Source organism: Mesorhizobium sp. M4A.F.Ca.ET.022.05.2.1, assembly GCF_003998845.1.
Lineage (GTDB): Bacteria > Pseudomonadota > Alphaproteobacteria > Rhizobiales > Rhizobiaceae > Mesorhizobium.
Map to the genome: position 1 here is coordinate 1 of NZ_RZOJ01000134.1, position 13,804 is coordinate 13,804.

A 13,804-nucleotide genomic window follows, 5' to 3' on the forward strand; every position below is an offset into this window, starting at 1 on the left:
CTGCTGGCGCTGCTTGGCGTGCTCGGCGGGCTGGGCTACATCGCACCCGATTTCTGGCTCGGCCTCGTCGGCATGGGCCTGTCCCTTGGCCTGATTGCGGCCGGCCTCTTATCCTCAACGCGCCATCTCGGCCGCCCTGAACGAGCATGGCGGGCGTTTTCGCAGTGGCGCAGCTCCTGGCTGTCGCGCGAGGGCGTTTCGTCGGTGGCTACCTTCATTCCGGCCGGACTGTTCGGCATCGGCTGGGTGTTTTTGGGCCGCAATGGCGGCTGGGTGGCCATCGCCGGACTGCTGACGGCACTCGGCGCGGTCACCACGGTCTGCACCACCGGCATGATCTATGCCTCGCTGAAGCCGATCGCGCAGTGGCACAGCCGTTTCACCCTGCCCGGCTATCTGATCTTCTCGACGATGACCGGCGGTGTGCTGTTGAACGTGCTGCTGCAGGGTTTCGACGTCGGTTCGGTGGCCGTGCTGGCGTTCTCGATGCTTGCCACCCTTGCCGGCTGGGGGTGGAAGCTAGCGACCTGGCGGTACAATGACCGGCTGGAAACTCCGACTACCGCCAACACCGCGACGGGCCTCGCCGGAGGCACGGTGCGGTCGCTGGAATGGCCGCGCACCGAAGAGAACTATCTTCTCAAGGAAATGGGGTTCCGCATCGCGCGCAAACACAGCGCGAAGCTGCGGCGGATCACCCAGGCCCTGGCCTTCGCCTTACCGGCCATCTTGCTCGCCATGGCATTCGTCCTGCCATGGCCTTTCGCCACGATGGCGTCAGTGATCGCCGCTCTGCTCCAGCTCGCCGGCATGCTGGTCGAGCGCTGGCTGTTCTTCGCCGAGGCGAAGCACACGGTCACCCTCTATTACGGCCGGTAGCGCGTTCTCTCCGTCATGCGGCCCGTGCCCGTGGCGCGGCTGGCAAGTCCATCAGCAAGATTTCGATCGCGGCATCGACGACGGCTGTGCGTCGGTCGTGTGCGTAAAGACCGTATTGGACCGTCAGCGTGTCGGGAACGCCAGCCGATGTCTTCAGCACCCGCATCGAAGCAGTGCGCACCGATTCGGGCGGAAGCAGCCCGACGCCCAGCCCATTCTCGATCGCTGCCTGCAGGCCGGTGATGCTCTGGCACGACAAGCCGATCCTGTGCTCCCTGCCGGCGGCAACCAGCGCCTCGATCATACGCCTGCGCCACGGGCAGGTTGCGCCAAAGGCGACGAGATCGAGCGGCCGCCCCGCATCCAGCTCGTAGTCGTGAGCGCAGACCCACTGCAGTTCGACGTTCCACGTCGTCAGGGCATCGGCCGCGACGACGGATGTCGGGGCGATCATGACATCCAGCACATCCTCACTCCAAAGCCGTCCCAGCGCGACACTGTGCTCGACCGTCACGTCAAGGCTGATCTCGGGATAGGTGCGATGAAGCCGCCCGAGTGCTGCCGACAGCGCTGCCGTCGTGACCTCCTCGGCGAGGCCGATACGCACGCCGCCGCCTACGCCGGCCGGCCGCAGACGTGCCACCGCCTCATCGCCCAGAGCCAGGATGCGGGTCGCGTATCCCAGAAAGAGTTCCCCCTCCGCGGTTGGCACGACACCGCGGCCGGTGCGTTGGAACAGGTGCCGTTGCAGCAATCCTTCGAGCCGCCGCATCTGCATGCTCAGCGACGATTGGGTTCTGCCGGTCTGCGCAGCGACCCTGCTCAGGCTGCCCTGCCGGCAGACCGCCACATAGGTGCGAAGAAGGTCGAGGCCTATTTGCTCAGATATCATGATCCTTGAACTCTGATGTCACGGATATCAGCCTACAATGATATCGCGCCACGCGCTATCTCCCTGCCACGAGACAGCGCAAGGAAGAAATCCATGAAAGCGATCCGCGTCCACCGCCATGGCGGGCCAGATGTGCTTGCCTATGAAGATGTCGACATCGGCCAGCCCGGACCCGGCGAGGTCCGCGTGCGCAACCGTGCGGTCGGTCTGAACTTCGTCGACATCTATTTCCGCACCGGCGAATATGCGCCGCCCGCTTTGCCATTCACGCCGGGCAATGAAGGCGCCGGCGAAATCGTCGCCGTCGGCGAAGGGGTGAGCGGCTTCGCGTCCGGCGATCGTGTCGCCTATGTCGAGACGCTGGGCGCCTATGCCGAGGAACGCATCGTGCCGGCGCATTTTGTCGTCCATCTGCCCGACGCCATCGACTTCGACATCGGCGCGGCGATGATGTTGAAGGGGCTGACGGCGCAATATCTGCTGCGCCGCACGTTTCGCGTCGAGGCGGGCCACACCATCCTCGTGCATGCCGCGGCGGGCGGCGTCGGCCTCATTCTGACACAATGGGCTAAGCATCTCGGCGCCACCGTCATCGGCACGGTCGGTTCGCCAGAGAAGGCCGAGCTCGCGCGCGCCAGTGGCTGCGACCATGTCATCGACTATGGCAGCGAAGACTTTGCCGCGCGGGTGAGGGAGATCACTGGTGGCGAAGGCTGTCACGTCGTCTACGACGGCGTCGGCAAGGCGACCTTTCCCGCCTCGCTCGATTGCCTGCGGCCCTTTGGCACCTTCGTCAGCTTCGGCACGGCGTCAGGATCGATCCCGCCGTTCGACATCATGCTGCTGATGCAGAAAGGCTCGCTGTTCGCCACCTGGCCGTTGTTGTTCCATCATCTCGCCAGGCGCGAGGACGTCGTCGCCATGAGCGAAGAACTCTTCCGCGTCGTGCTGAGCGGTGCCGTGAAAATCCCCGTGCACGCCCGGATGCCGCTCGCCGAAGTGGCCGAAGCGCATCGCCGGCTCGAAGCGCGGCAGACGACCGGCGCAACCGTAATGCTTCCTTAGAGCAATTCCCAGTTCAGCCTGGACGCAGCATGGCGTGGGGAATGGCGAAGATGCGTTCGGCGCCGAGCATGTAGGCCATCAGCGTCTCGCGACGGAACAGGCCTGCATAGGCGCGGTCGAGCACGTTGAGCGAGCCGGTGTAGGCGCCGAAGGCCGGCATGATCATGCGGCCGCCATCGGCGGCGAAGCAGCGCCGCCGCACCGAGCGGCCGCGCTGGACGATGCGGGCGCAAGGGTGGAAATGGCCTGATATCTCGCCTTCCACGCGCACCTTCGACGGCTCGTGCCGGAAGAGCAGCGAGCCGATGGCTAGCTCGCGCACGGTCTCGCCGGGCAGGTCGGCCGGCGCGTCGGGATCGTGGTTGCCGGCGATCCAGAACCAGTCACGGCCCGCCATCAGGCTTTCCAGCCGATCTCGGAAACTCGCGTGCATGCGCTCGGCACCGCCGCCGTCATGGAAAGAGTCGCCCAGGCTGATGACGATCGCCGGCTGGTAGTCGGCGATCGCCGCCTGCAGCCTGAGCAGTGTCGCACCTGTATCGTAAGGCGGGATCAGCGCGCCTCGCCTGGCGAAGGAAGAGCCTTTTTCCAGATGCAGGTCCGATACCGCGAGCAGCCGCAGGTCAGGGAAGTAAAGCACGCCGCGCGGGTCGCAGACGGCGCGCTCGCCGGCGATGCCGATCAGGTCGGCCTCGGCGATCAGCGTTGCGCGCGTCAGCGAAAAATTCATCCCTCTCCGTCCCCAGTCCTTATCGGCCCATGGCCTCCTCAACCAGATCGGCGGCTTCCATCAGCAGCGTCTCGTTGGCACCGCCATTGACCGGTTCCTTGCCGATCTCCAGCATCACCGGGATCGCTAGCGGCGAAATCTGGTCGAGATGCTTATGCACGATTCGACCTCGCACACGCGAGAGCATCTCGGCGAGCCTGCTGACATCGAGCAGGCCGGCGGAGGCATCGGTGCGCGTCGCCTGCAGCAAAATATGGTCCGGCTCGTGGCTGCGAAGCACATCGTAGATCAGATCGGCCGAGACCGTCACCTGCCGGCCGCTCTTTTCCTGTCCGGGAAAGCGCTTCTCGATCAGCCCGGCGATAACCGCGCAGGTGCGGAAGGTGCGCTTCAGCATCCAGCTGTCGTTCAACCAGGCTTCGAGGTCGTCGCCCAGCATGTCCTCGTCGAACAGTTGGCCGAGTGACGGCTTCTTCGCCCTGAACAAAGCCGCCATGTCGTCCAGCGCCCAGACGGCAAGCGAATAGTCGGTGGCGACGAAGCCGAGCGGTCTCGCATGCGCGCGCTCCAGCCGCCGTGTCAAAAGCATGCCCAGCGTCTGGTGCGCCAGCCGGCCCTCGAACGGATAGGCGACCATGTAGTGGCGGTTGCCGCGCGGAAAGGTCTCGACCAGCAGGTCGCCGCGCTTCGGCAGCACCGACTTTTCCTTCTGCAGGCGAAGCCAGTCGGCGACCTGCTCCGGCAGGGCCTGCCAGCGATCGCTGTCGGCCAGCATGCCGCGCACCTGCTCGGCCAGGTAGGTCGACAGCGGGAATTTGCCGCCGGCATAGGAGGGCACGATGATGTTGGCTCCGGCGCCGTTGGAGACGATGCATTCGTTCTCGCGGATGCCTTCGAAACGCAGCACCTTGCCGGCAAACAGGAAATTGTCACCGGGGCGCAGCGTCTCGGCGAAATACTCCTCGACCTTGCCAAGCACCGGCCCGCCGCGTCCGGCCATGCCGCGCCCCTGCCGGACATAGCGGACATTGAGCTCCGGCATCTCGACGATGGTGCCGACATTCAGCCGGTATTGCTGCGCGACACTCGGATGCGAGACGCGCCAGAGACCCTCCTTGGTCCGGCGGATGCGGGCATAGCGCTCATAATTCTTCAGCGCGTAACCGCCGGTAGCGACGAAATCGATGACGCGGTCGAAGGTCTCGCGCTCCAGCGCGGCATAGGGGGCGGCGCTTCGCACCTCCACGAACAGGTGCCCGGCATCGAAGGGTCCGCCGCAGGCCACGCCAAGCACATGCTGCGACAGCACATCGAGCGCGCCCTTGATCAGCGGCGGCGTGTCCTGCGCGCCAAGATAGTTGGCGTCGAGGGCGGCGCGGCATTCCAGCACCTCGAAACGGTTGGCCGGAATCAGGATCGCGTTGGACGGCTCATCCATGCGGTGGTTGGCGCGGCCGATGCGCTGCGCCAGCCGGCTTGCCCCCTTGGGCGCGCCGACATGCACGACCAGATCGACATCGCCCCAGTCGATACCGAGATCGAGCGTCGAGGTGGCGACGATGGCGCGTAGCGCATTCTCTCCCATCGCCTTCTCGACACGCCGGCGCTGGCCGACATCGAGCGAGCCGTGATGCAGCGCGATCGGCAGCGAATCCTCGTTTGCCCGCCACAGCTCCTGGAACAGCAGTTCGGCCTGGCTGCGGGTGTTGACGAACAAAATCGTCGTGCGGTGTCTTTTTATCGCCTCGTAGATTTCCGGGATGGCGTAGCGGGCCGAATGACCGGACCACGGCACGCGCTCCTGCGAATCGAGAATGGAGATGTCGGGCTTGGCGCCGCCTGCCACGGTGATCAGTCCGGCCATCTTGCCGGGTGGGTTCTGCGCGACCAGCCAGCGGCGCAACTCGTCGGGCTCGGCGACGGTCGCGGAAAGCCCGATCGTCTGCAGATTGGGAACGAAAGCGCGCAGCCGCGCCAGGCCGAGCGCCAGCAGATGACCGCGCTTCGAGGTGACCAGCGAATGCAGTTCGTCGAGCACGATGTAGCGCAAATCCTCGAAGAAGCGTCTTGCATCGTTCGAGGCGATCAACAGGGCAAGCTGCTCGGGCGTCGTCAGCAGGATGTCGGGCGGCGCCAGCTTCTGCCTTTGGCGCTTGTGCGAAGGCGTGTCGCCGGTGCGCGTCTCGATGGTGACGGGAAGCCCGATCTCTTCCACTGGCTTGCCGAGATTGCGCTCGATGTCGACGGCCAGCGCCTTGAGCGGCGAAATGTAGAGCGTGTGGATGCCGCGATGCGCCTCGCCGGGCTTCCGCCTGGGACGGTTGGCAAGTTCGATCAGCGACGGCATGAAGCCGGCGAGCGTCTTGCCGGCGCCGGTCGGCGCGATCAGCAGCACCGACTGGCCGGCTTGCGCCCGCGCCAAAAGTTCAAGCTGATGGGCGCGCGGCGACCAGCCCTTCTGCCCGAACCATCTGACGAATGGCTCGGGCAGCACCACGGCGGCATTCCGTTCGGCAAGGCGCGGCTGCTCTGTCACGCGCCAGAGGTAGCGCGACGGCGCGCGATCGCCAAGAAAAATCGGAACAAAAGGGGATCAACGTTCCTCGCCCCCGTTTACGGGGAGAGGAAGGGTCAGGGCCGCCGAAACCCCGTCGGGCCGCCATAGAGATAGCCGATGCGCTCGACGGCCTCCTTCAGCCCTTCGCGCGAGACCAGCATTGTGTGGCCGTTGGCGTGGATCATGGTGTCGGGGTCGGTCATGATCGCGACATGGCCCTTCCAGAAGACGAGGTCGCCGCGCCGCAAGCCCGCGAAGTCAGGTCCCGGATCGAGCGGCTCGCCGATCGATCCCGCCTGCATGTCGGAGTCGCGCAGCACGTCCTTGCCCGTCATGCGCATCGCCAATTGCACGAGGCCGGAGCAGTCGATGCCGAAGCCGGAGACGCCGCCCCACAGATAGGGCGTGCCGAGAAAACCCTCCGCAACCGAAACATAGTCGGTCGCAACTTCGCCTATGGATCGCAGATGGGCCGCGATAAGCGCCTGGCCGGACGACAAAAGGGCATAGGGCGTGCCGCGCGTTTCGGCCGAGCCCGTCACGGTCACCGCCGAGCCCATCGACAATTGGCCGCTTACCGGGATGCGCAGGTCAGGGCCAGGATAGAGGAAGGTGCGCGGCACCGAGACGACATGGGTCGGCGCGTGATCCCTCGCCCCAAGCACGGTGTCGGCGACATAGCCGACATAACCGTCGCGCTCGGCCTGGATCCAGGCCCAGCCTTCCCTCTCCTCGAAGACCAGGACATCGTCGCCGAACACGGCCTGCGTGTTGACGCCGGCATCCCAGCGCGGTGCCCTGCGCAGATCCGCCACCGGAACGGAAATCCGCGCCGGTAGCCCGGCGACGAAACGCTCGGCTGAAACCTCGCCTTTCAGCCTGGCATCGGCGAGATCGGAACGGAAGGCGTGGAGGCGGGCATCCCTGGCGGTCAAATCGGCACTCGGTCAGATGGACGATCGGTCAGATGGGCAGTTCGTGGGCCCTGGCGATGATACCATCGCCGAAGCGCTCGACAAAGAGCGCGCCCTCGACGGTACGCCTGATCAGGACGTTGCGCTTGTCGAGCTCATCGCGGTGGCGCGACACCAGCTTCAGCGCGCCCATCGTGTCGAGCGCTCGCGTGATGACCGGCTTGGTGACGTTGAGCCGGGCCGCGAGCCCACGCACCGTATGCGGCGGCGGGTCGAGATAGATGGTGAACAGGATCGCCGTCTGGCGCATGGTGAGATCGGGCGCGCCGTCGCGCACCTGCGACAGCATCACCTGCTGCCACAGTCTGAGAGCCTGGCTGGGGCGCATCGAGATCGACATCGCGCCAGCATGCCGGCAAATTGTTTCGGTTCCGTTTCAGTACCGGCGTATTTGGCCCAAGGCATCACCCGAAACGCCTGGAGATAACCCGCTCCAGCGCGCGAATGCCCTGCGCCTCGCCGCCGGCAATGCCATGCGCGCGATCGGACGGATTCCAGGCGAAGATGTCGAAATGCGCCCAGCGCGGCGTCTTCTCGACGAAGCGTTTGAGGAAAAGCGCCGCGGTGACCGAGCCGGCGAAGCCATCGCTGGTGACGTTGTTGATGTCGGCGATCTTCGACGACAGCTTTGCATCGTAGGGCCGCCACAAGGGCATGCGCCACAGCGGATCCTCGACCGCCATCGATGCCGCCGACAGCTCGGACGCCAGCACCTCATCGCCGGTGTAGAAGGGCGGCAGATCCGGACCGAGCGCGACACGGGCAGCGCCGGTCAGCGTCGCCATGTCGACGAGCAGCTCGGGCTGTTCGTCATCGGCCAGCGCCAGCGCATCCGCCAGCACCAGCCGCCCCTCGGCGTCGGTGTTGCCGATCTCGACGGTGATGCCCTTGCGGCTCGTCAGCACATCGCCCGGCCGGAAGGCGTTGCCGGCAATCGAGTTCTCGACCGCCGGGATCAAGACGCGCAGCCGCACGTTTCGCCTGGCGGCCATAATCATGGAGGCAAGGCCCAGCACGTTGGCGGCGCCGCCCATGTCCTTCTTCATCAGCAGCATGCCTGATGACGGCTTGATGTCGAGGCCGCCGGTGTCGAAGCAGACGCCCTTGCCGACCAGCGTCACCTTCGGCGCCTCCGGTGGGCCCCAGAGCATGTCGATCAGCCGCGGCGCGCTTGTGGAGGCGCGGCCGACCGCGTGGATCATCGGGAAGTTCTGCTTGAGGAGATCGTCGCCGTTGATTGCCGACACCTGGGCCTGGTGCGTGGCGGCCAAGACCCGCGCCGCTTTTTCCAGCTCGTCCGGTCCCATGTCGCTGGTTGGCGTGTTGACGAGGTCGCGGGTCAGGAAAACGCCATCGGCGATGCGGCGGACATGCGCGGCATCGGCGCCCGCCGGCAGGGCGAAGCGGAGCTGCCTCCCGGGCTTCTTGCCATAGCGGGTGAAGGCATAGCCGCCAAGCACAAGCCCGATCGCCGCAAGGTCCGGCCAGGCCGGCTCGACGGCGAAGTGCCAGTCACCTTCCGGCAGGGCTCTCGCCAGGGCACCAACGGTGAGCGCGCCATCGCCATCGCCAAGGCCGAACAGGACGCCGGCAAGCGCGCCGTCCTCGCCCGGCAAGGGCAGCGTCCTGCCGGCCTCGCCGGAAAAGCCGTTGGCCCGGGCCCAGGCAATCACGGCAGGTGCCAGACCCGCGGCATCAAGGCCGCCGCCCGCGACCAGGTGGACCGGCAGGGCGGTCGCTGATTTCGTCTCGACGAGTTCGACTGGCATTCGATGGTCTCCGCTAGAGCAATTCCAGGAAAAGTGTGTAGCGGTTTTCCGTCCGGAATTGCGAAGAAGCAAATAGTTAGAGCGGTTCGGCGATTCCATGAAACGCTGAACCGCTCTAACGCCGTCCGACTCGGCGTTCTTAACTGTCCGTTAGGGTTAACAGAATATTTCTTCGGGAGGGAAGACGGCCACACAAGGCCGCACACATATGGAGGCCGCAGGCCGATGCTGATCAATGGTTTGATGAACACGGGCAAGCGGCTGATCACCACGGTCTTCATGGCTGCACTCGCGGCAAGTGTCGCCGGCTGCGGTACCAGCAAGCTCACGACCGGCTCCATCGGACGGTCCGACAGCAGGCCGCTGGAGACCATGTCTGCCTCCGAGCTGCACAGCGCGACGGCCAGGCTCGGCGAATCCTATGCCAGGAACCCCAACGACAAGCGGATCGCCACCAATTACGCGGCGGCGCTGCAGATGGATGGCGACGCAGACCAGTCGCTTGCCGTGATGCGCAAGCTGGCGATCGCACTGCCCAAGGACCGCGACGTGCTCGCCGCCTACGGCAAGGCGCTCGCCGCCAACGGGCAGTTCGAGCCGGCGCTGGATGCTGTGCGCCGCGCGCAGACGCCTGAATATCCGGACTGGCGGCTGGTGTCGGCCGAAGCCGCGATCCTCGACCAGCTCGGCCAGCGGGACGAGGCGCGCCAGGACTACCGCAAGGCGCTCGACCTCAAGCCGAACGAACCCTCGATCCTGTCCAATCTCGGCATGTCTTATGTGCTGGAAGGCGACCTGCGCACCGCCGAGACCTACATGCGCTCGGCGGCCCAGCAGCCGAACGCCGACAGTCGCGTGCGCCAGAATCTGGCGCTGGTCGTCGGCCTGCAGGGCCGCTTCGACGAGGCCGAGAAGATCGCCTCGCAGGAGCTCTCGCCCGAACAGGCGCAAGCCAATGTCGCCTATTTGCGCCAGATGCTCGCCCAGCAGAACGCCTGGAACCAGCTGAAGGACCAGGACAAGGCAAAAGACACGCCCGCGACCAACTGACGGCATCGCCAGCGTCAGCCGATTCCTCAAGGTCATCGGCAATGGATCAGTTTGAAATTTGAGTTTTAGCTTTCAGCGAGATCGGATCGGTTTCGATCAGACGGAGGGACTTCACCATACCGGCGGTCTCGGCCTTGTATTTGAGAAAATGTGGCGTGGTCAGGTGCGCTTCATAAGCCGCCTGATCGGCATAACCTTCAATGACGCGGACGATATGCGGGCTTTCTCTGACCGACACCGCGAATAGAAAAAGCACCCCAGACTCTAGCCTCACAGAGGCTTCCGTCTCTTCAGAGATGAGAGCGGCGTAGGCGTCGAGGCAGTCGGCGTCGATCTCCAGTTCCGCTATCCTCACAATCATTGGCTATCCGTTTCATGTATGGCCTGCATGCAGCCGGCTTCTCGGCTTCCCTCTTCTCGATCTGCGCGACAATGATCTACCAAAGCTGGTCAGTAACGCCAGCGGCCATTGCCGGCGTCAAGCGCAGCCTTTTTCGTCAGCTTCCGGGTGTCGCTGCCCTACTGACTGCTTGAATTGTGCTGATCGCCGAAGATGCCGCGCTGGCTGACCTGGATGCCGGCCGGCCCCAGGATGATGGCGAACAGCACCGGCAGGAAGAACAGGATCATCGGCACGGTGAGCTTGGGCGGCAGGGCGGCTGCCTTCTTCTCCGCCGCGTTCATGCGCATGTCGCGGCTTTCCGAGGCCAGCACGCGCAGCGCATGCGCGACCGGCGTGCCGTAGCGCTCGGCCTGGACCAGCGCCTGCGACACCGACTTGACCGATTCCAGGCCGGTGCGGCTGGCAAGGTTCTCGTAGGCCACCTTGCGCTCCTGCAGATAGGAGAGCTCGGCGTTGGTGAGCACGAACTCTTCCGCGAGCGCCACCGACTGACCGCCGATCTCGTCGGCGACCTTGCGCAGCGCTGCTTCCACGGACATGCCCGACTCAACGCAGATCAGCATCAGATCCAGCGCGTCCGGCCACGCCATCTGGATCGACTGCTTGCGCTTGGTGGCGCGGTTGTTGACGTAAAGGATCGGCGCATAGAAGCCGCCATAGGCAACCACAACGCAGACAAACAGCTTGATGAAGGGTGGCTGCTGGGGCAGGCCGCCGAGCACGAACAGGTAGACGGCCGCGAGCGCGAAACCGACGAAGGGCAGGACCAGGCGGAAGAACAGGAAGCGCGTCAGCGGATTCTGGCCGCGAAACCCGGCCACTTTGAGCTTCTGCAGCGTGCCTTCATCGGCCAGCGCGCGCCTCAGGTCCAGCCGATCGACGATGTTGCGCATGCCGATCGACTGCTCTTCGCGCAGGCCCTTGCGGCGGCGATCGGCTTCGTTGGCCAGCCGTGCGCGCTGCTTGGCGCGCAGTTCCTCGCGCTCCAGCGCCACCGATTTCATGCGCGACTTAAGCTGGTTGCCGCCAAGCGCCGGCAAGAGCGTGAAGACCGTCGCGAACACCGCGATGCCGACCAGCAAGGCGATCAGAAAGCCGGGGTCGGTGAGGGATTTGACGACCTGGTCTGTCACTGACGCCCCCTAGACTTCGAAGTTCATCATCTTACGCATCACCAGGATGCCGATCGACATCCAGACCAGCGAACAGCCGATGATCAGGTTGCCCGTGCTGGTGGTGAACAGCGGCATGATGTAGTTCGGGCTCGACAGGTAGACGAGGAAGGCGACGACGAAAGGCAGGGCGCCGATGATGACGGCCGATGCCTTCGCCTCCATCGACAGCGCCTGCACCTTGGCCTTCATCTTCTTGCGGTCGCGCAGCACGCGCGAGAGGTTGCCAAGCGCCTCGGAGAGGTTGCCGCCCGCCTGTGACTGGATCTGGATGACGATGCCGAAGAAGCCCGCCTCCGCGCACGGCATGGTTTCGGACATGCGGATGGTGGCGTCGGGGATCGACATGCCCATCTGCTGCGAATCGATGATGCGGCGAAACTCGGTCCTGACCGGCTCCGGAGACTCGTTGGCGATCAGACGGATGGCATCGTTGAGTGGCAGGCCTGACTTGACCGCGCGCACGATGATGTCGAGTGCGTTCGGAAACTCGTTGAGGAATGCCTTGACCCGGCGGCTGCGGCGGAACGAGACGAACCAGCGCGGCAAGCCGAACGCGCCGGCCAGCAATGCGCCCGGCAGCACCAGAAGGGGCGCGCCGGCCACGTAGGCGAGCACCATGAGGGCGATGCCGCAGATCGCCGAGTAGATATAGAAGCGCTCGATGGAGACCTGCATGCCGGCCTGGCGGATCTGCACCTTGAGCGGCGGCTTCTTGACGATGCGATCGTTGGATCTCTGCTTTTCGTCGAGCTGCTTCAGCGTATCCTGGAGGGACTTTCGCCGCTTTACCGCCTCGGCGGCGCGGTCGCGCGAAGCCTTGACGATCGACCGGTCGGTTTCAGCCGTCTTGATGGTCTCAAGCCGCTTGCCGACCTGCTTCTCGTTGCTGATACGGGTGAACAGGAAAGCATAGGCGACCGCGCCGGCGCTGAAGCCAGCCAGCACGACAAACGCAAGTACGGTGCTGTCAATTCCGAACATCGACCAGAGCCCCTACGCCTCCAAATGCGTCAGCCAGCGTTTTTCTCCATAGCCTCGAGCGCGGTCGCGAGGCGCTGCTCCTCGCCATAATAACGGGCGCGATCCCAGAAATGTGGACGGCCGATACCGGTCGACACATGCTCGCCGATCAGCCGGCCGCCCGCGTCCTCACCCTTGATGTTGTAGAGGATGAGGTCCTGCGTGATGATGACGTCGCCTTCCATGCCGATCACTTCGGTGATGTGGGTGATGCGGCGCGAGCCGTCGCGCAGGCGGGCCGCCTGGATGATCACGTCGACCGAGCCGACGACGATCTCGCGCACGGTCTTCTGCGGCAGCGAATAACCGCCCATCGCGATCATCGATTCGATACGGTTCAGGCACTCGCGTGGGCTGTTGGAGTGGATCGTTCCCATCGAACCGTCGTGGCCGGTGTTCATCGCCTGCAACAGATCGAACACTTCCGGTCCGCGCACTTCGCCGACGATGATCCGCTCGGGCCGCATGCGCAGGCAGTTCTTGACCAGGTCGCGCATCGTCACCTCGCCCTCGCCCTCGAGATTGGGCGGACGGGTTTCGAGGCGAACCACATGCGGCTGTTGCAGCTGCAGTTCGGCGGAGTCCTCGCAGGTGATGACGCGCTCCTCGCGGTCGATGTAGTTGGTCAGGCAGTTGAGCAGGGTCGTCTTGCCTGAGCCGGTGCCGCCCGAGATGACGACATTGCAGCGGACTCGGCCGATGATCTTGAGGACCTCGGCGCCCTGCGGCGAGATCGCGCCGAACTTGACCAGCTGGTCGAGCGTCAGCTTGTCCTTCTTGAACTTGCGGATGGTGAGGGCGGTGCCGTCGATGGAGAGCGGCGGCGCGATGACGTTGACGCGGGAACCGTCGGGAAGGCGGGCGTCGCAGATCGGGCTCGATTCGTCGACCCGGCGGCCAACCTGGCTGACGATGCGCTGGCAGATATTGAGGAGCTGCTGATTGTCGCGGAAGCGTATGCCGGTCTGTTCGACCTTGCCGTTGACTTCGATGTAGACGTTCTTGGAGCCGTTGACCATGATGTCGGCGATGTCGTCACGGGCAAGCAGCGGCTCCAGCGGCCCGTAGCCGAGCACATCGTTGCAGATATCCTCGAGCAATTGCTCCTGCTCGGCGATCGACATCGCGAAATTCTTGATCGCGATGATGTCGTTGACGATGTCGCGGATTTCCTCGCGCGCGCTTTCGGGATCGAGCTTGGCGAGCTGCGACAGGTCGATCGTGTCGATGAGGGCGGAAAAGACCTGGCTCTTGGTGTCGTAGTAGGTCTCGCTGCGCTCGCGCTGGACC

General features: G+C 64.8%; 13 protein-coding genes. 3 read left to right on the top strand and 10 right to left on the bottom strand.

Translation table 11 applies throughout. The features are described from left to right. Positions 1–879: DmsC/YnfH family molybdoenzyme membrane anchor subunit (locus EN745_RS16455; RefSeq protein ID WP_127421768.1), on the top strand; the 879-nt coding region annotated here is incomplete at its 5' end. Between the two features lie 13 nt (positions 880–892). Here EN745_RS16455 and EN745_RS16460 read toward each other — a convergent pair. Beyond that, positions 893–1,771, bottom strand: a complete 879-nt coding sequence (locus tag EN745_RS16460) for a LysR substrate-binding domain-containing protein (protein WP_127421769.1) — start codon at positions 1,769–1,771, stop codon at positions 893–895. A gap of 93 nt (positions 1,772–1,864) precedes the next feature. Between EN745_RS16460 and EN745_RS16465 the strand changes: the two genes are divergently transcribed. After that, on the top strand, positions 1,865–2,836 hold the full coding sequence (locus EN745_RS16465) for a quinone oxidoreductase (protein ID WP_127421770.1): 972 nt from the start codon (positions 1,865–1,867) through the stop codon (positions 2,834–2,836). Between the two features lie 13 nt (positions 2,837–2,849). On the opposite strand, the gene pdeM is transcribed toward EN745_RS16465, so the two are convergent. The 5 genes from pdeM to EN745_RS16490 form a co-directional block, all read right to left on the bottom strand. Then, entirely contained in the window at positions 2,850–3,566 is a 717-nt protein-coding gene (pdeM, locus tag EN745_RS16470) for a ligase-associated DNA damage response endonuclease PdeM (RefSeq protein ID WP_127421771.1), read from the bottom strand. A gap of 19 nt (positions 3,567–3,585) precedes the next feature. Continuing rightward, positions 3,586–6,102, bottom strand: a complete 2,517-nt coding sequence (locus EN745_RS16475) for a ligase-associated DNA damage response DEXH box helicase (RefSeq protein WP_127421772.1) — start codon at positions 6,100–6,102, stop codon at positions 3,586–3,588. A 95-nt stretch (positions 6,103–6,197) separates the two neighbouring features. Next, positions 6,198–7,058 carry an NlpC/P60 family protein gene (locus EN745_RS16480; protein ID WP_127421773.1) on the bottom strand — a complete coding sequence of 287 codons (861 nt, stop codon included), beginning with the start codon at positions 7,056–7,058 and terminating at the stop codon, positions 6,198–6,200. Between the two features lie 28 nt (positions 7,059–7,086). After that, positions 7,087–7,437, bottom strand: coding sequence for a MarR family winged helix-turn-helix transcriptional regulator (locus EN745_RS16485; protein WP_126056626.1), 351 nt, complete (start codon positions 7,435–7,437; stop codon positions 7,087–7,089). A gap of 64 nt (positions 7,438–7,501) precedes the next feature. Beyond that, positions 7,502–8,866: a leucyl aminopeptidase family protein gene (locus tag EN745_RS16490; protein WP_127421774.1), complete on the bottom strand. Its 1,365-nt coding sequence runs from the start codon at positions 8,864–8,866 to the stop codon at positions 7,502–7,504. 225 nt (positions 8,867–9,091) lie between these two features. Between EN745_RS16490 and EN745_RS16495 the strand changes: the two genes are divergently transcribed. Continuing rightward, the gene (locus EN745_RS16495) at positions 9,092–9,916 is read left to right on the top strand and encodes a tetratricopeptide repeat protein (RefSeq protein WP_127405138.1); all 825 of its coding nucleotides are present in this window, start codon (positions 9,092–9,094) and stop codon (positions 9,914–9,916) included. Positions 9,917–9,962: 46 nt separating this feature from the next. Here EN745_RS16495 and EN745_RS16500 read toward each other — a convergent pair whose 3' ends face one another. The 4 genes from EN745_RS16500 to EN745_RS16515 all read right to left on the bottom strand — a co-directional run. Continuing rightward, positions 9,963–10,277 carry a putative quinol monooxygenase gene (locus EN745_RS16500; RefSeq protein WP_127405139.1) on the bottom strand — a complete coding sequence of 105 codons (315 nt, stop codon included), beginning with the start codon at positions 10,275–10,277 and terminating at the stop codon, positions 9,963–9,965. A 158-nt stretch (positions 10,278–10,435) separates the two neighbouring features. Next, positions 10,436–11,452 (bottom strand): type II secretion system F family protein, encoded by a 1,017-nt coding sequence (locus EN745_RS16505; protein ID WP_126056630.1) that lies wholly within the window; start codon positions 11,450–11,452, stop codon positions 10,436–10,438. Positions 11,453–11,461: 9 nt separating this feature from the next. After that, complete coding sequence (locus EN745_RS16510; protein WP_126056631.1) at positions 11,462–12,475, bottom strand: type II secretion system F family protein; 1,014 nt, start codon at positions 12,473–12,475, stop codon at positions 11,462–11,464. 29 nt (positions 12,476–12,504) lie between these two features. Continuing rightward, the coding region (locus EN745_RS16515; RefSeq protein ID WP_145992047.1) for a CpaF family protein at positions 12,505–13,804 on the bottom strand (1,300 nt) is incomplete at its 5' end.

What these genes read in the sequence shown, in the direction of transcription:
- EN745_RS16490 (WP_127421774.1), bottom strand. Translation starts at nt 8,866, where the DNA reads ATGCCAGTCGAACTCGTCGAGACGAAATCAGCGACCGCCCTGCCGGTC.
- pdeM (WP_127421771.1), bottom strand. Translation starts at nt 3,566, where the DNA reads ATGAATTTTTCGCTGACGCGCGCAACGCTGATCGCCGAGGCCGACCTG.
- EN745_RS16510 (WP_126056631.1), bottom strand. Translation starts at nt 12,475, where the DNA reads ATGTTCGGAATTGACAGCACCGTACTTGCGTTTGTCGTGCTGGCTGGC.
- EN745_RS16460 (WP_127421769.1), bottom strand. Translation starts at nt 1,771, where the DNA reads ATGATATCTGAGCAAATAGGCCTCGACCTTCTTCGCACCTATGTGGCG.
- EN745_RS16465 (WP_127421770.1), top strand. Translation starts at nt 1,865, where the DNA reads ATGAAAGCGATCCGCGTCCACCGCCATGGCGGGCCAGATGTGCTTGCC.
- EN745_RS16500 (WP_127405139.1), bottom strand. Translation starts at nt 10,277, where the DNA reads ATGATTGTGAGGATAGCGGAACTGGAGATCGACGCCGACTGCCTCGAC.
- EN745_RS16495 (WP_127405138.1), top strand. Translation starts at nt 9,092, where the DNA reads ATGCTGATCAATGGTTTGATGAACACGGGCAAGCGGCTGATCACCACG.
- EN745_RS16485 (WP_126056626.1), bottom strand. Translation starts at nt 7,437, where the DNA reads ATGTCGATCTCGATGCGCCCCAGCCAGGCTCTCAGACTGTGGCAGCAG.